Origin of the sequence: Flavobacterium nackdongense, assembly GCF_004355225.1 — a bacterium.
Taxonomy (GTDB): domain Bacteria; phylum Bacteroidota; class Bacteroidia; order Flavobacteriales; family Flavobacteriaceae; genus Flavobacterium; species Flavobacterium nackdongense.
The window spans coordinates 2,057,694-2,079,645 of sequence record NZ_CP037933.1; the positions used below are offsets into that span (position 1 = coordinate 2,057,694).

The window sequence follows — 21,952 nt, forward strand, 5'->3', positions numbered from 1 at the left end:
AAAACAAATTATTTCAAATCTCCTACGATCAATTTTGCCGTTTTCTCACTGGCACCAATGCCGCCCAATTTATTTTCTAATTCCTCGTATTTTTTCAATAGATTTTGACGGTACTTGGTATCTAAAATCTGCTGCAGTTCTTCACGAATGCGTTTTGTGTTGCAGTCTCCTTGAATCAATTCGGTCACCACTTCCTCATCCATAATCAAGTTGACCAAGGAAATATATTTTAAGGTAATAATGCGCTTGGCAATTTGGTACGAAATCCAACTTCCTTTATAACAAACCACTTCAGGCACTTTGAAAAGCGCTGTTTCTAATGTTGCCGTTCCCGAAGTGACGAGTGCTGCGGTGGCATTACTCAACAAATCATAGGTTTTATTCGAAACAAATTTGATGTTTTCATTGGTAATAAAATTTTCATAAAATGAAAATTCTTGACTGGGCGCACCAGCAATCACGAATTGGTAATCGGGAAATTCCTTAACAACACTCAGCATCACCGATAGCATCTTGGTAATTTCCTGTTTGCGGCTGCCTGGCAAAATGGCAATAATAGGTTTGTCATTCAATTGATTTTCTGTTCTAAAAACAATCGAATCTTTGGCTGGATGATTATGAATGGCGTCAATCAAAGGATGACCAACAAATTCCACGGGATAATGATGTTTCTTTTCATAAAAATCTTTTTCGAACGGCAGAATTACATACATTTTATCGACATCGCGTTTGATTTCGGTAATACGGTTTTCTTTCCAAGCCCAAATTTGTGGTGAAATATAATAATGTGTTTTAATACCTTGTTCTTTCGCCCATTTGGCAATCCGCAAATTAAAACCCGGATAATCGATGAAAACCAGCACATCGGGTTGAAAATCTGAAATGTCTTTTTTGCAAAATTTGATGTTATTGAGAATAGTTTTCAAATGAAACAAGACTTCTACAAATCCCATAAAAGCCAATTCGCGATAATGTTTGACCAAAACGCCGCCCACATTTTGCATCAAGTCGCCTCCCCAAAACCGAATATCGGCGGTAGGATCTTCTTTGTACAAGGCTTTCATCAAATTGGAACCGTGCAAATCGCCCGAAGCTTCCCCTGCAATAATGTAGTATTTCATTATACTGTTTAATCAAAAATTAGTTTTTCAGAAGCTATAAAAGAGCTATGCAAATATCGTGAAAATCGCGATGCAAATTACTGCCAAAACCACGCCTCGAGCCATCATTTCCTTATTCATTTTAAGCAAAATGCCAAAGGCAATTAAATCAAGAATTGCGCCCAAGGTGATTAATTTGCCCAATTTCCCTTCCGATTTCATACTTTGGATACCAGACATAAAATCGAAGTCAGTAAAAAAAGTAACAAAGAGGAAAATTCCCAAAACACAAGCTATTATTCCTATTACAAAACCAATCAATATATCTTTTTTATTCATATTTGTAAATTTTTATTTGTCAGCGGTCAAATATGGTATCGCTTTCATATATTGGTGTTTGCTATCGCAAACTATTTGTCAGTGGCGATTTCATTCCATTTCCAGGTGTTAAGTTGCTGAATAGCGTGATGGGCCGTCAGGTCGAATTGCACAGGGACTACAGAAATATAGCCATTGGCAAGTGCCCATTCATCGGTATCTTCGCCTTGATCTTCATTGATAAATTCACCCGTTAGCCAATAGTAATCTCTGCCTTGAGGTGTTTTTCGCTTGTCAAATTTTTCAATCCATAGGGCTTTTGCCTGACGACAAATTTTTATTCCTTTGATTTCTTTTTCTTCCAAATTTGGAAAATTTACATTCAAAACCACACTTTCGGGCAGTCCTTTTTCCAAAACTTCTAAGGTAATCGATTTGATAAAGGATTTAATGGGTTCAAAATTGGCATTCCATCCATAATCCAAAAGTGAAAATCCAATGGCGGGAATGCCTTCGATTCCAGCTTCAACAGCAGCGCTCATCGTTCCGGAATAAATCACATTGATAGAGGAATTCGAACCGTGATTGACACCGGAAACGCACAAATCGGGTTTCCTTTTCAGGATTTCGTTAGTGGCCAATTTTACACAATCCACAGGAGTTCCAGAAGTGCTGTATTCCTGAATAGCTTCGGTATCACCAGAAATTTTATTGATAAACAAGGTGTTATTGATGGTAATCGAATGTCCGGTGGCACTTTGTGGACTGTCCGGGGCAACGACCACGACCGTCCCAATTTCTTTCATAACGGAAATCAAAGCGCGGATGCCAGGTGCCGAAATCCCATCATCATTGGTTACTAAAATAAGTGGCTTGTCTTGATTCACAATTAATCTGGTTTTAAATTACAATTTATTTCTAAAAAAAATCTGAATTTATGTTAGCAAAGAAACAAAATTAATCGTGTTCGAAGATTATTCCTTTTATAAAAAGAACAATTTTATATCTTTAACAAAATTTTATAGGAGGTTATACTAACGATGGCATAGTTTTTACCGTAATTTGGATTTTGAATATTTATGGATACAATTATTAACTTTATGAAAAGAAATTATAAAATCCTCATAGCCGTTGTCTTAGTTTCGGCAACTTTATTTGCGTTTAAGATGAATTCTTTTAAAAGCGAAGATCCCGAAAAGGACAAAATGCTTTTAGAATTATTGACGTTTGTAATAGAAAAAGGGCATTATAATCCCGCGAAAATTGATGATGTCTTTTCTAAAGGCGTTTACAAAGATTACATTGAAGCTTTAGACCCTTCGAAGCGATTTTTCTTGCAATCGGATATTGACGAATTTGCTAAATACGAATTGCTTCTAGACGATCAATTACTCAGTAAAGATTTGAGTTTTTTCAATTTGACGTACAATCGTCTGATGAAAAGAATGGACGAAGGAAAGGGTTTATACAAAGAGATCCTCAGTTCTCCCTTTGATTATTCAATCGATGAAACTTTCAATACCGATTATGAAAAGGCGCCGTATGCCAAAAATGCAGCGGAATTAAAAGAAAGATGGCGCAAGCAAATCAAGTTGTCGACGCTTTCTTCATTGACCGACCGTTTGAAAATTCAAGAAAATAAAGAAAAAGGAATTGTCGAAAAAGAGAACAAAAATGATTCAGATATTCTGAAGCCTGGAGAGTTTGCTGACACGGCAATCCCCACAGATAAAGACGCCTCGACCGATGGAAAGCCTAAATCTTTTGAAGAACTAGAAAAAATTACACGCGAAAGTTCTTTAAAATCCTTAGATGAATACTTTGGTTTTATGAAGGAATTAACCCGCGATGATTGGTTTTCGGTGTTTATCAATTCGATAACCGCACGCTTTGATCCGCATACAAATTATTTTCCACCCGAAGAAAAAGAGCGTTTCGATGTGAGCATTAGCGGTAAATTTGAAGGAATTGGAGCGCGTCTTCAAAAGAAAAATGATTTTACTGAAATTACCGAACTTATCTCGGGAGGTCCAGCTTGGCGAGGAAAACTACTCGAGGCCGGCGATGTGATAATGAAAGTCGCTCAGGGTAAAAATGAACCGGTCGATATTGTAGGAATGCGTTTAGACGATGTGGTTAAAAAAATCAAAGGGCCAAAAGGATCTGAGGTTCGCTTAACTGTGAAAAAAGTAGATGGTTCTATCAAAACCATATCGATCATTCGAGACATTGTAGAAATTGAAGAAACCTATGCTAAATCGAGTATTGTAGAGAGAAATGGCGTAAAATATGGTGTCATTTATTTGCCTAAATTTTATATTAATTTCGAAGACAGAAATGGTCGTGACGCCGGAAAAGACGTTGCTGCAGAAGTTGAATTATTGAAACAAGCAGGAGTCAACGGAATCGTTCTTGATGTTCGTGATGACGGTGGAGGTTCACTGTCGACCGTTGTAGATATTGCCGGTTTATTTATCGAACAAGGGCCTATCGTACAAGTGAAATCGGCCGGCAGACAAAAAGAAGTTTTGTATGATCGTGATAAAAAAATCGAATGGGATGGGCCTTTAGTAATAATGGTCAATAGTTTTTCGGCTTCGGCATCTGAGATTTTGGCCGCAGCCATACAAGATTACAAAAGAGGCATTATCATTGGTAGCAAGCAAACTTATGGTAAAGGGACGGTTCAAAATGTAATCGATTTGAATCAATTTGTGCGAAGCAGTGACAAAGGTGATTTAGGCGCTTTGAAAACGACTACCCAAAAGTTTTATAGAATCAATGGAGGTTCGACCCAACTTGAAGGGGTAAGCAGCGATGTGGTTATGCCGGACCGCTATGCCTATCTAAAAATGGGAGAACGCGATGTAGATAATGCGATGCCTTGGGACAAAATAGACGCTGCTCCTTATAATCTTTGGACCAACAACGCCAAATTTAGCAAAGCCATCGCCGACAGTAAAAACAGAATCGCGCAAAATCAACAATTCAAATTGATTGAAGAAAATGCCAAATGGATCGACGAAAGAAGCAAAGAAAATAACTATAGTTTAAAATTCGAAAACTTCAAAAAGAATCAGAAAGCCATTGAGGAAACCAATAAAAAGTTTAAAGCAATCGCAGATTACGATTATCAATTAAAGTTTTCTTCTTTGCCGCAGGAAGCCGAAGCTATGAAAGCCGATATTTCTCTGAAAGAAAAGAGAGAAAGATGGCACGAGAGTTTGTCTAAAGATGTTTATGTCGAAGAAGCCTTGAATATTTTAGACGATTTGCAAGCAAAACCCGTGTTGAAAAAATCGACTCCAATTACATTAAAAAAAGACAAACAAGTTAAGTCATAAAGCCGGTTTTAATGAATATACCAGCAGTGAACAAAATAGTAACGCTTCAGAAATTCAAATTAAATTTCTGGAGCGTTGTTCGTTTTGTAATATTCAGTGTTTTTTTGTTTGGATTAGTATCAACTTCGAGTTTTGGTTGTAAAGACGTAGCAAGCGAGCCAGTAAGTCAAAAACCATTGTTCGATTATTTGCCCAGTTCCACCACAAATCAAATGGTGAAACACTATTATTATACTTTATCGTACAATGAAAAATACGAACAAGCCGAATGGGTTGCGTATGAATTGAAAAAAAGTTATGTGAGAAGCAGCAATTTCGAAAGGCCCTATTTCATCGAAGACCCAAAAGTAAAAACAGGCTCAGCCGATTGGCGCAATTATAAAAAATCGGGCTATGACAAAGGGCATCTTTGTCCGGCTGGTGATATGGAATTTGCTATTAATGCTTATAATGATACTTTTTTTACTTCGAATATTTCGCCTCAAAAACATGATTTCAATGGTGGAGTTTGGAACAGATTAGAGCAAAAAGTACGTTATTGGGCTACTAAATATGATGGCGTTTATGTCGTTACGGCGGGAGTTTTACAACCTAATCTAAAAACAATTGGTCAAGAGAAAGTTTTGGTTCCCAATTATTTTTATAAAATTTTGTTGGACAATTCTAACGGACAATACAAAATGATCGCTTTTTTGGTTCCAAACGCCAAAAGCAACAAACCATTATATGAATTTGTAGTTTCTGTGGACAGCATCGAAAAAATCACAGGAATTGATTTCTTTCCCAAACTAGACGATAAAATCGAAAAAAGTTTAGAGAAAAATAGCGATTATAAGGCTTGGAGTTTTTAGTTCTTCAAAAATAAAGCGACATCCTTTTTAAGAACGTGGCTTTTTGACTTGTTTTGTTTGCTCAATTTTGTGGGTACGAAGTCAGGAGACATTTGCACAGCACAATCGACTTTTAATAACTTTCTCCTTGGCGAGAAGACTTCATACATCTGGGTAAATTATAGTCTAACTATTTTAGATGTCTTTTTTGGATTAACATTGATTTTCCAATCATTCTTTTTTATATAATTACGTGACACATATATTATTTGCTCAATATCATAATTCTCAGATGGCTTTTCAACACGTTTTTTAAGAATAGCTTCTTTGTTATAGATCAAAATTACTAATGTATCATTCTTAAAACCTCTATCCCAGCTCCCAGAAGTGGTAATTTTTTTACTACTATATGGTAAGACTTGATATTCATAAAACTCAAAATTATCAATCGCTATCTTGTTATTATAAATAGAAGTATCTTTAGACCATAATCTGTCACTAATAACTAGAGATAGGTTTGTTCTGTTTATAATTGTCAATCTGTTATCATAAGGATCACAACTCACAAAGGAAATGAACATAAATAGAAATATGCAATTTTTCATATTATGGTAATGAGTGAATGGTTTTATAGTAAAAATATAGTCTTTCTAATCCGCTCTCCGAAGTGTTCATTATAATAGATATTGTTGTTTATAGGATTCTGTGCGAATGTCTCCGACTCTCACTACCACTCATTCACCTTATTGGCGTCCATTTTTATAAAAATGAAGAGCAAAATGGTGAAGCCCCAAAGTCCTGAACCTCCATACGAAAAGAAAGGTAATGGCACTCCAATGGTTGGAAAAACACCCAAAACCATAGCAATATTCACAAAAAAGTGGATAAATAAAATGGCTGCCACACAATAGCCATACACTCGGCTGAATTTTGTTTTTTGTCTTTCGGCTAAATAAATTATACGGAGAAATAATCCCGCAAAAAGGCCAACGACGATTAGTGAACCAATGAAACCCCATTCTTCGCCTACTGTTGTGAAAATGTAATCGGTGTGTTGCTCCGGTACAAAACCGCCTTTGGTTTGGGTGCCTTCCAGAAATCCTTTGCCGAACCAACCTCCTGAACCTACTGCAATTTCAGATTGATTGGTGTTATATCCAATCCCTTTCATATCAACCGATTTTCCTAGTAAAATGTTGAAACGATCGCGGTGATGTTGTTTGAAAACATTGGTAAACACATAATTTACAGACAGAACAAAGCCCGAAATCAAAACAAAAAGGATGCTACTCAAAACGATGTTTCTATCGGCCAATCGGGATTTGAAATGAATCAGTATAATAACTATTAGGGCAAGCAGAATCACGTACTGCGGTTGTAAAACGAGTGTAAGTACAAAGAGTAAGATGGCACAAAAACCTGTCCACAAATACCAACCAGGCAATCCCTCGCGGTACAAAACAATAAAAAAGATACTGTAAATCATCGCGCTCCCCGGGTCAGGTTGAGGTAGAATAAGCATCACCGGCAAAAACACGATAGCCAAAGCTTGAATTTGCCTGTTGACGTCCTTTAAATTGATTTGGGAGTCACTCAAATATTTAGCCAATGCCAATGCTGTGGCAGCCTTAGCGAATTCTGATGGTTGAAGGGTGAAACTGCCAAAACCGTACCAGCAACGCTGACCAGCAATGGTTTTCCCCAGAGGAAATAAGCCTATCAATAACAATAACGCTATTCCATAAATAATAGTAGCATACTTTTCGTAAAACTTGCCGTCAACATAGAGAATGATAAAAATCAAGGGAATGGTCAGTAAAATAAAAATAAATTGTTTTACCGCTGTGCCTTCCATTGAGGAAAGCGAGGAGGAATAAATGTTCAACCAACCCAATAGTACCAAAACTATAAAAATAGTAATGCATATCCAGTCGATGTTATTGGTTAAACTTTGATTTTTCATTTTACTAATTTATTTTTTTAGTAGTATCAATTTTCACTTTTGGAACTACGATTTTGCTTTTCGCTATCGAATCCTTTCTTCTCATTTCTTTCTTTACGACTTCAGAAAGTCCACCTAATTTAGCATATCGGTCCTGTAAACTTCTTTCTAATGTTCTTTTCTCCAAATCGGTTCTCGTGATTTTTCCTCTGAGGTATTTTTCAATCATCAAACTCGCTATAGGACCGGCTATGGTAGATCCAAAACCTCCGTTTTCAACCAGAATTGCGATTGCTATCTTCGGATTGTCTTTAGGAGCAAAGGCTACAAAAATAGAGTGGTCTTCTAGCTGAGTTCTTTTGCCATTTATTTTGGCAAAATTCTCGGCAGTTCCTGTTTTTCCACAAATGTCAATTCCTTCTACACGTAAACCAGCTGCTGTACCAAAATTATATACATCAAACAAACCTTGAATCATCGGTTTGAAATGGCTTTTGTCAATGGTTGTAAGGTGTTTAGTGGTGAATTTCTTGTCTATTTTTTCTCCTTCAATTTTTTTGATGATATGAGGCGTATAATAATATCCTTCGTTAGCGACAGCCGACATCATATTGGCCAATTGAATGGGTGTTAGCAAAACCTCACCTTGACCGATGGCATTGGATATGATGGTTTTTCCACTATATCCCCAACCCGGATATATTTTTTTATAGGTTTTTGAATTGGGTATTTTGCCTTTTTTTCCTGTTGGTAAATCATAGCCCATAAATTGTCCGAGACCAAAACTTTTGACATGATTACTCCAAACATCGACTGCATAAGGGGTACTTTTGTATTTACCGATAGTTCGCAAATAGACATTCGAAAAATAGGCATTACATGATTTGTAAATCCCAACATTTAGGTCTCTCGAACCACCACCACAATGACATCTTTGGAATCTTCCGCCAGCATAAGCAAAACCGTGGTTGCACATAAATGTAGTATGAGTATCCACTACATTTTCTTGAAGACCAACCAATCCTGTCAATATTTTAAAAGGGGAACCTGGAGGATATTCCGCCAATAATCCTCTATCATAAAGTGGTTTGGCTATAGAATCGCGATACAGCATGGTATAGTTTTTCGAACGTTGACGTCCTACTAAAATGGCGGGATCATAATTGGGCGCTGTGACTAAGGCTAAAATTTCCCCTGTTTTGGGTTCGATAGCCACAATTCCGCCTCTCTTGTTAATCATTAATTCTTCACCATACTTTTGAAGTTCCATATCGACGGTCAAATGGATGTCTTCACCTTGCACGGCTATGGTGTCATATTTTCCTTCTTTGAAGGAACCAATTTCCCGATTGTATTTGTCTTTTTGAATGTATTTTACACCTTTTATACCGCGTAAAATCTCTTCATAACTTTCTTCAACGCCTTGTTTTCCAATTAAATCTCCGCTGTTATAATAAGGATTTTTTTCGATTATTTTGTCGTTAACTTGGGTGATACCCCCAAATATGTTGGCGCCAAAATTGACTTGATAATCCCGAAGAGATCGTTTTTGAAAATAAAAACCTTCATAGTTGCGTATTTTTTCCTGAAAGGCAGCAAACTCACTTTTGTTCAATTGGGCCAAAAATACGGAGGGCAATCGCGGACTATAAACTTTTGCTTTTTCAATTTTTTTTATAAAATCCTCTTTGGTTATGGCTAATAGTTGACAAAATTCCAAAGTGTCCAGATTTTTTACTTCCCTTGGTATCACCATAATATCATAGGATGGCTGGTTGGCCACCATTAACTTCCCGTTTCTATCGTAGATATAACCTCTTTCGGGATAGTCGTATTGAATTTTTATGGCGTTGTTATCCGACTTTAATTTGAAGGAATCATTGATAACTTGCAAATAGAAAAGGCGTAATACCAGTAATGACGCTGCAATAATGATCATTGAAGGAAGCAACACTTTTCTCATCGTCTGTTCGGCTTAGTAAGGTATATGATAATGATGCACAGAATTAGGGTAAATACTGAACTCAATAGGGTTCGAAGTAGTATTTCTAGGATTAAAGTAAATTTGAAAGCCTCTAATGTAAACAAGGTGATATGGTGAATAAATACCGATAGCAATAGAAAAGTAAATCGTTCGGGTGTGAGCACATCATTCATCTTGATGGTTTGGTATTCGTAACTTAATCCGAAAGCAAACTTAAAAAGATACGGTCTGTAATAAGCCAAAATGATGCAAGCCGTAGTATGAAATCCGCACGAATTGCTAAATAAATCCATAAAAAGTCCTAGTAGAAAACTAGCTGCTAAAAGCCCCGATTTATTGCCGTTTACTGGATATAAAATGATAAAAAGAATATAGGGGTATGGGCTTATATAGCCCAAAAAGTTCATATTATTGAAAATAATAATTTGAACAGCCAACAGCAGTAAAAAACGAAAAATATTTGCGATTACAGCACTATTCATCTTTTTCAGATTTTTTTTCTAGATTGATAATTTCTTCGCGATTTTTACTTTTTATAATGTATACATGACCCAGATTAGTCATATCGTTGAATAATTTGACTTCTATGGTATAGTAATGAGTCTGATTGTCAATTTTTATTCTGTCAATAGTACCGATGTTAATATTTTCAGGGAAGATGATCGATTGTCCCCCCGTTACGATAGTATCGCCTTTTTTAATAGAAGCTAATCGAGGAACGTCTGTCAATTGGACAAAACCAGTATTTTTTCCATCCCATCCTAAAGAACCAAAATGATTTGATTTTTTGAGTTTGGCATTGATGTGAGATTTGGTATTCAAAATGCTAATGACAGTAGCGTAGTTGTTTGAGGTATTGTCAATGATTCCCACAATTCCTAAACTATTGATAACACCCATATCTTGTTGCACGCCTTGCAGGCTGCCGGAATTTAATGTCAAATAGTTTTCTTGAGAAGTAAAGGAGTTGTGAATTACTTTCGAAACGATGATATCCTTGGGTGAAATTCCTTTTATGCTGTCTAATTTTGCTGCTGCAGTCGTGTCTTTTTTAGCAAAAAGTAAACTTCTCAACTTTGCGTTTTCTTGAGCAAGGGCATCATTTTCGGTTCTTAAATTCAAATACTCACTAAAGGAATTGATTCTTTCATATACTCCACCAGTCATAAAATTAGCCGAACTAATAATCTTGCTCCGATGATAGGAGTGAGATTGAATGGAAAGAAATAACGAAATGCCCAAAAGCAGCAAAAACAGCAATTTAGTACTGTTTTTATAAATAAAATTAAATATTTGCTGCATTGCTTAGCGGTATAATAATTGTTGAACTTATAAACTCCTTATCTTTAATTACACTTTTTATTTGATTAAAACACTTTTGAATCTACTTAGATTTTTGAGTGCCATTCCGGTTCCACGAACTACCGCTCTCAAAGGATCTTCCGCAATATAAACGGGTAAATCTGTTTTTTGTGAAATTCTTTTGTCAAGACCTCTCAACATCGATCCTCCGCCAGCAAGATAAATCCCGGTGTTGTAAATATCCGCAGCTAATTCTGGAGGGGTTTGTGATAAAGTTTCCATTACCGCATCTTCTACTCGTTGTATCGATTTGTCTAGGGCTTTGGCTATTTCTCGGTAAGATACCGATACTTGTTTTGGTTTTCCAGTCAATAAGTCTCGACCTTGAACCGACATTTCTTCTGGTGGAGTTTCTAAATCTTCGATAGCGGCTCCAACTTGAATTTTTATTTTTTCGGCAGTGCTTTCTCCCACAAAAAGGTTGTGCTGCGTACGCATATAATACACGATGTCATTGGTAAAAACGTCACCCGCAATTTTAACCGATTTGTCGCAAACAATTCCGCCTAAAGCGATTACGGCGATTTCTGTGGTTCCACCTCCGATATCTACAATCATATTTCCTTTGGGTTGCATAATGTCGATACCAATACCAATCGCAGCTGCCATTGGCTCGTGGATCAAATAAACTTCTTTACCATTGACACGTTCGCAGGACTCTTTTACCGCTCTCATCTCCACTTCAGTAATTCCAGAAGGAATACAAACTACCATGCGCAATGCTGGAGTAAACATTTTTTTCTTCAAGGCAGGAATACTTTTGATAAGCATGCTTATCATTTTTTCGGAAGCATCAAAATCGGCAATTACACCATCTTTCAATGGCCTTATCGTTTTAATGTTTTCATGGGTTTTCCCTTGCATCATGTTAGCTTCTTTGCCAACAGCAATGATTTTTCCTGAAACTCTATCACGAGCAACAATCGAAGGGCTGTCAATTACGACTTTATCATTGTGAATGATTAGAGTGTTTGCGGTACCAAGGTCTATTGCAATATCCTCGGTCATGAAATCAAAAAATCCCATAAGTGTGTAAGGGTATAAAATTTATAAAAAAAATAATGTACAAAGCTAAACAAATTAATGTTTAAAATGACGTGTTCCTGTAAATACCATTGCAACTTTATTTTCATTGCAATAATCGATGCTCAATTCATCTTTAATCGAACCGCCCGGTTGAATAACAGCTGTGATTCCCGCGTTCTTAGCAAGCTCAACACAATCCGGAAATGGAAAAAAAGCATCGCTCGCCATCGAAGCACCTTCTAAGCTAAATCCAAATATACGTGCTTTTTCGATAGCTTGCAACAAAGCATCAACTCTTGAGGTTTGACCTGTGCCTGATGAAATCAAAGTGCCGTTTTTGGCGAAAACAATGGTGTTCGATTTAGTGTTTTTACAAACTTTAGAAGCAAAAACTAAATCCTCGACTTCTTGTGCAGTAGGCGCTAATAGTGTAACGACTTTTAAGTCCGCTTTAGTATCTGTGATGTTGTTTCTCTCTTGAACTAGAATTCCGTTGAGGCAAGTTCTCACCTGTTTTTGTGGTAATGCTACTTCGTTTTGAATTAAAATAATTCTGTTTTTCTTTTCTTGTAAAATAGCAATAGCGGCTTCGTCATAACTTGGCGCAATTACTACTTCGCAGAATAATTTATTGATTTCATTGGCTGTTGCAACATCTATCTTTGTATTAGCAATCAAAACTCCGCCAAAAGCTGATGTTGGATCGCAAGCCAAAGCTGCAGTATAAGCTTCGCTAATGCTTGGTCTTGTCGCCAATCCGCAGGCGTTGTTGTGTTTCAAGATGGCAAATGTAGGACCGTCGTTTTTGAATTCGTTAATCAAATTTACGGCTGCATCCACATCTAATAAATTATTGTATGACAATTCTTTTCCGTGCACTTTTTGGAACATCGCTTCAAAATCGCCAAAGAAGAATCCTTTTTGGTGAGGGTTTTCGCCATATCTTAAGATTTGCCCTTTTTCAATACTGGTTTTGAAAATAGTTTCGTCAGTATTGAAATAATTGAAAATTGCCGTATCATAATGAGAAGAAACGTGGAATGCTTTGGTAGCAAACATTTTTCTGTCTTCTAATGTGGTAGCGCCATTTTGTGTGCTAATCAAATCCAAAAGCAACGGGTATTCCGCCACAGAGGGGATGATTACGGTGTCTTTGAAGTTTTTGGCAGCAGCACGAATCAATGAAATGCCACCAATATCTATTTTTTCGATAATATCTTCTTCACTTGCGCCAGAGGCAACTGTTTTTTCGAAAGGATACAAGTCCACAATCACCAAATCGATTTGCGGAATATCGTATTCCTTCATTTGTTGCACATCGCTTTCGTTGTCTTGACGATTTAGGATTCCACCAAAAACTTTTGGGTGCAGGGTTTTTACTCTTCCGCCAAGAATAGATGGATAAGAAGTAACATCTTCTACGGGAACAACTGGAATTCCTAAGTTTTTGATGAATTCTTCGGTTCCTCCAGTGGAATAAAAGGTTACATTTTGCTCGTGTAATTTTTTTATAATAGGTTCTAAACCTTCTTTTGAAAAGACTGAAATTAATGCAGATTGGATTGTTTTTGTCGTGCTCATTGTGTAGTTAGAATTTTGTGGTGCAAAAGTAGTTTTTTTGAAGGGAAAATTCAAATCTATTTCTGTAACAATATCTTAAAAAATGCTACTTATGAGATATTGATTTTTCATTAGGATTATGAAGAAAATTTTTAGAATTTTACAATAACACAAATTCCCGTTTTATGCTAGTTTATTTTCGACTGTTATCTGAGAGTTTTCGCTTTGCGATGAATGCGTTGCGAAACAATAAACTGCGTACTTTATTGTCGTTGCTTGGTGTCACCATTGGTATTTTTTCGATCATTGCCGTACTCGCTGCAGTAGATTCATTGGATAGAAAAATCACTAAAGATTTGAGCTCTTTAGATAAAAACACGATTTATTTGATGAAAATGTCGTTTGGACCCTCGGAAATTCCTCGATGGAAAAGAGAGCAATTTCCGAATGTGAAATACGATGAATATATCTACATGAAAGGAGCAATGACCAATACCGAGCAAATGGGGTATCAGATTTTCACGAAAAGCGAATCGATAAAATACGGCTCGAATACCGTGACCGATATCAATATTGTGCCTGTTTCGCACGAGTTTATCGACATACAAGGTTTGGAATTTGAAGAAGGGCGTTTTTACACCGAATCCGAAGCCAATTCTGCAGCTCCTGTGGTGGTTATTGGGGATGATATAGCAAAATCTTTGTTTGAAGATAGCGATCCAATTGGCAAAAAAGTACGTTTGTATGGGCAACGGTTTACGGTTATTGGCGTGCTAAAAAAACAAGGTGCGGGGATGTTTGACAATAATGATAGTTCGGCTTTTATTCCTGTAAATTTTGTCCGACAACAATTTGGTGACAACAATGAAGGCTTGGTCAATGTCATTATTTTTAAGCCAGAAAAAGGAGTCGATATGGATGCTTACAAGGCTGAAGTGACTCAGAAATTAAGAAATTTTAGAGGAATGAAATCCGGTGAAATGGACAATTTCTTTATTAATGTTTTCTCTGGATTTACCGATTTTATAGATGGAATTATTTCTCAAATGAATGTTGTGGGATGGATTATCAGTGGATTCTCATTGCTTGTAGGAGGTTTTGGTATTGCCAATATTATGTTTGTTTCGGTAAAAGAAAGAACCAATCTGATAGGAATCCAGAAATCTCTTGGAGCCAAAAACCGATTTATATTATTTCAATTTTTGTTTGAAGCCATTATTCTTTCGGTTATTGGCGGGATTATCGGCTTGTTTCTCGTTTGGATTATCGCCATGATTTTGACCAAAGCATTGGAATTTGAATTTATTTTGGGAATGGGTAACATTCTTTTAGGAACAGGACTGGCTGCAATTATTGGTTTAATTTCTGGAATTCTGCCAGCGATTGCCGCTTCGAAACTCGATCCTGTAGAAGCGATTAGAACAGGAATGTAGACGAAAGTTTATGGTTTTTAGTTTAGAGTTCAGGCTGAATCCATCAATTATAGTTGAATTTTACAAAATAAATAAAGGCGCAAAAATGTACATTTTTGCGCCTTTATTATAATCTATGTTTACAGAAATTGAAAACTATCTAACCTCGATATTTTGTATCAAATCGATATACAAATTGATTTTGTCTTTCAATTCTTTTCTTGGGACAGTACCAATTTAGTAAAAGCCAACGAAGCAAGAAGGAATTATATACAGGGAGTTAGAAAAGCTGATATTCACTATATTCAGCCCCTAATTGCCTTTGCAAAATCATCAACTTGTACAACCATCTATCCAAAAAACACAAATTAACAGCACAATTTTTTTAGAGAAGTCTATTTCAAAAACTCGTTATTTTTTAGAAATAAGAGGTGTGAATATTATTAATCTAAAAAAAAGCATGCCTTTTAATTCTAAATTTAAAAAAAACGACATCCGTTTCTGGATGCCGTTTTTCATTATAAAAAATACAGGTTATGCTTATTTTTCTCTTGGAAATAGTAAAGCGGCTTGAGCTGCTGCTAATCGTGCAATCGGCACACGGAAAGGAGAACAACTTACATAGTTCATTCCGATTTTGTGACAGAAAACTACACTTTCAGGGTCTCCACCGTGCTCACCACAAATACCCACTTTTAGGTTTGGTTTGGTTTGACGGCCTCTTTCTACACCAATTTTTATCAACTCACCTACCCCTTCTTGATCGATAGTTTGGAAAGGATCATCTGGAAGAATACCAAGGTCAAGATATTTAGGAAGGAATCCACCGATATCATCACGACTGAATCCAAAACTCATTTGCGTTAAGTCATTGGTTCCAAAACTGAAGAAATCAGCTTCTTCTGCCATACTATTGGCTTTCAATGCAGCACGAGGAATTTCGATCATTGTTCCGTACAAGTACGGGATTTTTTTAACTCCTAATTTTTCACAAGTTTCTTTGTAAACGGCATCTACAATCTCTCTTTGATTTTTCAATTCGTTTTTAGAACAAGTCACAGGAATCATTATTTCCGGCATTGCTTTTTTGCCTTCTTGAACCAACTCAGCCGATGCTTCGAAGATGGCTCTAATTTGCATTTCGGTGATTTCAGGATAACTTACTCCTAGACGAACACCTCTATGGCCAAGCATTGGATTATTTTCGTGTAACGCAAGAACTCTTCTGTTCAACACACTCATACTAATTCCTAATTCTTTGCTCAACTGAACTAATTTTTCTTTATCGTGAGGAACAAATTCGTGCAATGGTGGATCTAACAGACGAATTGTCACTGGGAAACCACTCATAACACCCAAAGTTCGTTTGATGTCTTTTTTCACATATACGAATAGACCGTTCAAAGCTTCTCTTCTTTCTTTTTCGGTTTTACTCACAATCATTTTGCGTAATAAGAATAAAGGTTGGTCACTTCCTTCGCCATAAAACATATGTTCAGTACGGAAAAGTCCGATTCCTTCGGCTCCAAATCTTGCGCCTTGCTCAGCATCTCCAGGAGTTTCAGCATTGGTACGAACGCCAATTACTTTGGTTTTATCCACCAATTTCATTAAGTTTTTGTAGGATTGATTTTTGTCTAAATCCACATCCACTAATTCCATACTACCTAAATACACCAATCCTTTTGTTCCATCCAAACTCAACCAATCACCTTCTTTGATAAAAGTACCGTCATTGGCTTTAAACGATTTGGTTTCGCTGTTGATTTGGATATCATTACAACCTACAATACAACATTTTCCCCAACCTCTGGCTACTAAAGCGGCATGTGATGTCATTCCACCTTTTGTGGTTAGAATGGCTTGGGATTTGTGCATTCCATCCACATCTTCGGGAGAAGTTTCTTCTCTCACCAAGATTACTTTCTCGCCACGGCTAGCCCATTCTACAGCATCATTCGATGAGAAAACTACACGGCCTATAGCTCCACCAGGTCCAGCAGGCAATCCTTTGGCAACGGGTTTGGTTATTTTTTGAATATCAGGATTCAACATCGGGAGCAACAATTCTACTAATTGGTTTGGTCCTACACGCATTACAGCTGTATTGGCATCAATCAATTTTGAATTATACATATCGCTGGCAATTTTTACAGCAGCAACACCATTACGTTTTCCGATACGACATTGCAACATATACAGCGTTCCTTTTTCGATAGTGAACTCTATATCTTGCATATCTTTGTAATGATTTTCTAATCTATTTTGAATTTCAAACAATTGTTTGTAGGCTGCTGGCATCACTTCTTCAAGTGTTGGCAAGTCCTTACTTTGGTCATTTTTAGATTTGTCATTCACAGGCGCGGGAGTTCTAATTCCTGCCACCACATCTTCTCCCTGAGCATTGATTAAATATTCACCATAAAAATAATCTTCTCCATTACCCGGATTTCTTGTGAAGGCAACACCGGTAGCACTTGAATCTCCCATATTTCCGAAAACCATCGCTTGTACGTTTACAGCAGTTCCCCATTGGTGAGGTATGTTTTCGATACGACGGTATTCGATGGCTCTTTTTCCCATCCAGCTACTAAATACACCGCCGATACTTCCCCATAATTGTTCGTTTGGATCTTCTGGGAACGGTTGGCCAAGTACTTTAATAATAGTAGCTTTAAATTCTTTTACTAAAGATTTTAATTCGGCAACGGTTAAATCCGTATCAAACTGATAGCCTTTTTTATGTTTTACTTTTTCCAGTTTTTCGTCTAATACTTTACGGATTCCTTTTCCGTCTTTAGGCTCAATTCCGGCTGCTTTTTCCATTACCACATCGGCATACATCATAATCAAACGACGGTAGGCATCATAAGCAAAACGTGCATCACCCGATTGTTTAATCACTCCTTCGATGGTTTGTTCGTTCAATCCGATATTCAAAACGGTATCCATCATTCCGGGCATCGATTTTCTGGCACCAGAACGAACAGAAAGCAATAAAGGATTCTCTACATCACCAAATTTTTTGCCCATTAATTTTTCAACAGCTGCCAAGGCTTTATCAGCTTGCCCCTGTAATTCGGTTGGGTATTTCTTTTTATTATCGTAAAAAGCAGTACATACTTCGGTGGTTAGGGTATATCCCGGAGGGACGGGCAACATTAGGTTAGGGTGTCCCGCCATTTCGGCAAGATTGGCTCCTTTTCCTCCCAATAAATTTTTCATCGATTCATTTCCATCTGCTTTACCGCCTCCAAAAGAATAGACATATTTTGGGGCTTTTTTCTCTTTTGTCATTTTAATAAATTTTACTTGTTTTTATATTCTTTTGTTATATTTTTCTCAAAGGTAGACCCATTGACAGTAATAAAAAATGATAATTGTCATATTAAAACAAGATAAAAAGCTCTCTTTTATTCCGCATTTAAAAATCTGAGAAAATCGAATCGTTAGCTTATAATTTTACTGCTTTTTGACATCCATTTGAAGTCCTCTCTAACAATCCTTTTCACGAAATTGATGAATTTTAAAAAATGTATTAAAAAACCGCAGAGGTTTGATATATTTGTGAATTCTATAGCAAGGATGCGACCGTTTTTTCGTTAAAAAATTAAAAATAACCAAACCACAACTTTAAATTTTAATCAAACTTATGGAACAAATTATCAAAGACACCACTGCCAACCCAGCACCATTAGGCCTTTTTGGATTCGGAATGACTACTATTTTATTAAACATTCACAATGCAGGTTTTTTTGAACTCAATTCGATGATTATGGGGATGGGGCTCTTTTTTGGTGGGCTTCAGCAAGTCATAGCTGGGGTTATGGAATGGAAAAAAGGAAATGGATTTGGAATGTCTGCCTTTACCTCCTATGGTTTCTTTTGGTTGTCACTTGTTGCCCTTTGGACACTTCCCCTGATGGGCGTTACAAAACCTGATGGCGCATCGATGGGATGTTATTTGGGACTTTGGGGATTGTTTACCTTAGCTTTCTTTATTGGTACATTGAACGGCAACACCATTGGCAAACTTATTTTTGGCTCCTTGGTTATTTTATTTGCCCTGCTATCGGCGGCTAGTTTCACTGGAAGCGAAACGATCCATACCATTGCCGGATACGAAGGGATTCTTTGTGGCTTTTTCGCTTTTTATGAAGGTGCAGCCATTGTAATCAATGAGAAAATCGGAAGAAAAATATTGCCTTTATAATAAAAAGTGCCATTATGGTTATAACAATAGGCTCAGCTGCGTTGCCATTGCAATAGAATTTAAACTTGTTTCATTGGTTAATTAACTTTGCAGAAAGCAAATAACCTTGATTACCATATTAAACTTGTTGACCGAAAATTTCACAAATTACCACAAATCAATTGGTGAAAATTTGTGAAATTTGTGGTAAAGTTTTTAGATCCTGAAAGTAAAATGCACTGAAAATACATAGTTTTAAACTATATTTGAGACCGATAAAAAAATTATCATTTACACTTATAAACAATTGGATAATGAGCTATTACAAAATTGAAAATTTAGAACAATACTTCAAACACTACAATAAATCGGTTCGCGAACCGAGAAAATTTTGGAGCAAGATTGCTTCAGAAAACTTTACTTGGTACCAAGAATCGGAAAAAATTGTCGAGTTTGACATGGCCGAAGCCAAAATAAAATGGTTTGTTGACGCCAAAGTGAACATTGTGAAAAACTGTCTGGACCGACACCTTTCGAAGCGTGGCGAAAAAACAGCGATTATTTTCGAACCCAACAATCCAAATGATGCGGCCGAACACATTAGTTATAACGATTTGTATGTAAGAGTGGCTAAAATGGCCAATGTACTCCGGGAACAAGGCATACAAAAAGGCGACAGAGTTTGCATTTATTTGCCCATGATTCCTGAGATTGCCGTTTCGGTTTTGGCTTGTGCCAGAATTGGCGCTATTCATTCTGTAGTTTTTGCAGGTTTTTCGGCTTCGGCGGTAGCGGCAAGAATCAATGATAGTGAATGCAAAATGGTCATCACATCGGATGGTGGATTTAGAGGCGAAAAAACGATCGACTTGAAAGGAATTATCGACGATGCACTTACCAATTGTAAGTCTGTCGAAACGGTTTTGGTAGTCAAAAGAACAAATACTTCGGTTAGCATGAAACCAGGTCGTGACCAATGGCTACAACCTCTTTTAGACACGGCATCAGATAATAATGTGGCTGAAATTATGGATGCCGAAGATCCTTTGTTTATACTGTACACTTCGGGTTCGACCGGAAAACCAAAAGGAATGGTCCATACCACCGCGGGTTATATGGTGTACACTGCCTATTCGTTTAAAAATGTTTTCAATTACGAGGAAAATGATGTGTTCTGGTGTACAGCCGATATTGGTTGGATTACCGGACATTCCTATATTTTATACGGTCCTTTATTGAATGGTGCTACAACCGTGATGTTTGAAGGAATTCCAACCTATCCTGATTATAGCCGCTTTTGGGAAATCATTGAAAAACACAAAGTAACCCAATTCTATACTGCGCCAACAGCGATTCGTTCTTTGGCAAAGGAGAATTTAGAATATGTTCAAAAATATCCGCTAAAATCGCTAAAAGTGATTGGTTCTGTGGGCGAGCCGATCAATGAGGAAGCTTGGCACTGGTACAATGACCACGTTGGTGGCAAACGTTGTCCGCTGGTGGATACTTGGTGGCAAACCGAAACAGGAGGTATTTTGATTTCGGCACTTGCTTTTATTACTCCAACAAAACCAACCTACGCTTCTTTGCCATTACCTGGAATTCAGGTGGTGCTAATGGATGAAAAACGCAACGAAATCGAAGACAATCAGGTTGCAGGAAGTCTATGCATTAAATTTCCTTGGCCGGGAATCGCGAGAACTATTTGGGGCGATCATCACCGGTATAAAGAAACGTATTTTAGCGCCTTCCCAGGTAAATATTTTACAGGAGACGGAGCTTTGCGTGACGAAGTTGGTTATTATAGAATTACAGGACGTGTAGACGATATTATTATTGTTTCAGGTCACAACTTAGGAACTGCGCCTATCGAAGATGCTATCAATGAGCATCCAGCCGTTGCAGAAAGTGCTGTTGTAGGTTTCCCACACGATGTCAAAGGAAATGCCTTGTATGGATACGTCATACTAAAAGAATCTGGAGAATATCGCGATAGAACCAACTTGACCAAAGAGATCAACCAACACATTTCGGATCACATTGGACCAATTGCCAAATTAGATAAAATACAGTTTGTTTCCGGTTTGCCAAAAACCCGTTCGGGAAAAATTATGCGTCGTATTTTGCGTAAAATAGCCGAAGGTGATTTCTCCAATTTTGGAGACACCACCACTTTGTTGAATCCAGAAATTGTGGATGAAATAAAAGAAGGAAAATTGTAATCTAACCCGTTGGGTGAAATTCAATTGTTAAAGTTTTTTAACCACATAGAAATATTTTTATTGTGATTTTAAAAGGCATTTTACTTTATTTGAGAAAACATAGCTATTCGAACCCAAGACCCGAGCGCTAGCGAACAGGCGAAGCAATTGGGCTATCCAATTCTTTTTTTTCTTCATTTCTATCTGGTTTAATTTTTTATTTAATCCATTAATTGAAATTTTAATAATTACACCCAATAGGTATATTTTTATTTTTTAATAAAACAAGAGGCTGTCCCGACATTTTCGGACAGCCTTTGTTGTATTTATCACTCTCGATTTAAGCAGAATGGCACTTTGTCAAGTCGAGCATGGTGTCATAAGTAAGGCCTTTATTCTATAAATATAACTTACCGTAGCGTAAGCTTTGCTATTAAATATACTTATTATAAAGTTACTATAAAGTTACTATAAGCTTATAGTAAGCTTACTATATAGTTATTATATAAATACACTAACTATTGCTTGGCTATTTATTTAAAAGGCTATTTGACGGGTCTTGAACTAAGATGGCTAAACGCGAGAGTAGGGACGCTTTGCAGCCTGACAAACGGAGTTGTTAGTTTTATTTTTGCTACTAAAAACCGTACCTATAATAACAAAAAAATCCCTTACCACAAG

General features: G+C 36.9%; 16 protein-coding genes. 5 read left to right on the plus strand and 11 right to left on the minus strand.

The window, feature by feature from the left end:
* Positions 1-8 precede the first annotated feature (8 nt).
* From lpxB to surE, 3 genes are all read right to left on the minus strand, one after another.
* Positions 9-1,121, minus strand: a complete 1,113-nt coding sequence (gene lpxB, locus E1750_RS08830; RefSeq protein ID WP_133276425.1) for a lipid-A-disaccharide synthase — start codon at positions 1,119-1,121, stop codon at positions 9-11.
* Between the two features lie 45 nt (positions 1,122-1,166).
* Positions 1,167-1,439, minus strand: a complete 273-nt coding sequence (locus tag E1750_RS08835) for a hypothetical protein (RefSeq protein ID WP_133276426.1) — start codon at positions 1,437-1,439, stop codon at positions 1,167-1,169.
* A 71-nt stretch (positions 1,440-1,510) separates the two neighbouring features.
* Complete coding sequence (gene surE / locus E1750_RS08840; RefSeq protein ID WP_133276427.1) at positions 1,511-2,305, minus strand: 5'/3'-nucleotidase SurE; 795 nt, start codon at positions 2,303-2,305, stop codon at positions 1,511-1,513.
* Between the two features lie 192 nt (positions 2,306-2,497).
* On the opposite strand from surE, the gene E1750_RS08845 reads away from it, so the two are divergent.
* Together E1750_RS08845 and E1750_RS08850 are read left to right on the plus strand one after the other, a co-directional pair.
* On the plus strand, positions 2,498-4,762 hold the full coding sequence (locus tag E1750_RS08845; protein ID WP_133276428.1) for a carboxy terminal-processing peptidase: 2,265 nt from the start codon (positions 2,498-2,500) through the stop codon (positions 4,760-4,762).
* Between the two features lie 11 nt (positions 4,763-4,773).
* Complete coding sequence (locus E1750_RS08850) at positions 4,774-5,613, plus strand: DNA/RNA non-specific endonuclease (protein WP_133276429.1); 840 nt, start codon at positions 4,774-4,776, stop codon at positions 5,611-5,613.
* A gap of 158 nt (positions 5,614-5,771) precedes the next feature.
* Here E1750_RS08850 and E1750_RS08855 read toward each other — a convergent pair whose 3' ends face one another.
* The 7 genes from E1750_RS08855 to purH form a co-directional block, all read right to left on the minus strand.
* Positions 5,772-6,173, minus strand: a complete 402-nt coding sequence (locus E1750_RS08855) for a hypothetical protein (RefSeq protein WP_133276430.1) — start codon at positions 6,171-6,173, stop codon at positions 5,772-5,774.
* Positions 6,174-6,319: 146 nt separating this feature from the next.
* Complete coding sequence (rodA, locus tag E1750_RS08860; RefSeq protein WP_133276431.1) at positions 6,320-7,555, minus strand: rod shape-determining protein RodA; 1,236 nt, start codon at positions 7,553-7,555, stop codon at positions 6,320-6,322.
* Positions 7,556-7,559: 4 nt separating this feature from the next.
* Positions 7,560-9,497 (minus strand): penicillin-binding protein 2, encoded by a 1,938-nt coding sequence (mrdA, locus tag E1750_RS08865; RefSeq protein ID WP_133276432.1) that lies wholly within the window; start codon positions 9,495-9,497, stop codon positions 7,560-7,562.
* Positions 9,494-10,000 carry a rod shape-determining protein MreD gene (locus E1750_RS08870; RefSeq protein ID WP_133276433.1) on the minus strand — a complete coding sequence of 169 codons (507 nt, stop codon included), beginning with the start codon at positions 9,998-10,000 and terminating at the stop codon, positions 9,494-9,496. The genes mrdA and E1750_RS08870 overlap by 4 nt, the downstream gene beginning before the upstream one ends.
* On the minus strand, positions 9,993-10,820 hold the full coding sequence (mreC, locus tag E1750_RS08875) for a rod shape-determining protein MreC (protein ID WP_133276434.1): 828 nt from the start codon (positions 10,818-10,820) through the stop codon (positions 9,993-9,995). The genes E1750_RS08870 and mreC overlap by 8 nt, the downstream gene beginning before the upstream one ends.
* 57 nt (positions 10,821-10,877) lie before the next feature.
* Entirely contained in the window at positions 10,878-11,906 is a 1,029-nt protein-coding gene (locus tag E1750_RS08880) for a rod shape-determining protein (protein ID WP_133276435.1), read from the minus strand.
* Positions 11,907-11,960: 54 nt separating this feature from the next.
* Entirely contained in the window at positions 11,961-13,487 is a 1,527-nt protein-coding gene (gene purH / locus E1750_RS08885; protein ID WP_133276436.1) for a bifunctional phosphoribosylaminoimidazolecarboxamide formyltransferase/IMP cyclohydrolase, read from the minus strand.
* Between the two features lie 164 nt (positions 13,488-13,651).
* On the opposite strand from purH, the gene E1750_RS08890 reads away from it, so the two are divergent.
* Positions 13,652-14,899 carry an ABC transporter permease gene (locus E1750_RS08890; RefSeq protein ID WP_133276437.1) on the plus strand — a complete coding sequence of 416 codons (1,248 nt, stop codon included), beginning with the start codon at positions 13,652-13,654 and terminating at the stop codon, positions 14,897-14,899.
* A 519-nt stretch (positions 14,900-15,418) separates the two neighbouring features.
* On the opposite strand, the gene ppdK is transcribed toward E1750_RS08890, so the two are convergent.
* A complete protein-coding gene (gene ppdK / locus E1750_RS08895) occupies positions 15,419-18,175 on the minus strand; it encodes a pyruvate, phosphate dikinase (RefSeq protein ID WP_133276438.1) in 2,757 nt (918 codons plus the stop codon).
* Between the two features lie 355 nt (positions 18,176-18,530).
* On the opposite strand from ppdK, the gene E1750_RS08900 reads away from it, so the two are divergent.
* Both E1750_RS08900 and acs read left to right on the plus strand, forming a co-directional pair.
* The gene (locus E1750_RS08900; protein ID WP_133276439.1) at positions 18,531-19,091 is read left to right on the plus strand and encodes an acetate uptake transporter; all 561 of its coding nucleotides are present in this window, start codon (positions 18,531-18,533) and stop codon (positions 19,089-19,091) included.
* A gap of 293 nt (positions 19,092-19,384) precedes the next feature.
* Positions 19,385-21,292, plus strand: coding sequence for an acetate--CoA ligase (gene acs, locus E1750_RS08905; protein ID WP_133276440.1), 1,908 nt, complete (start codon positions 19,385-19,387; stop codon positions 21,290-21,292).
* Positions 21,293-21,952: the final 660 nt, after the last annotated feature.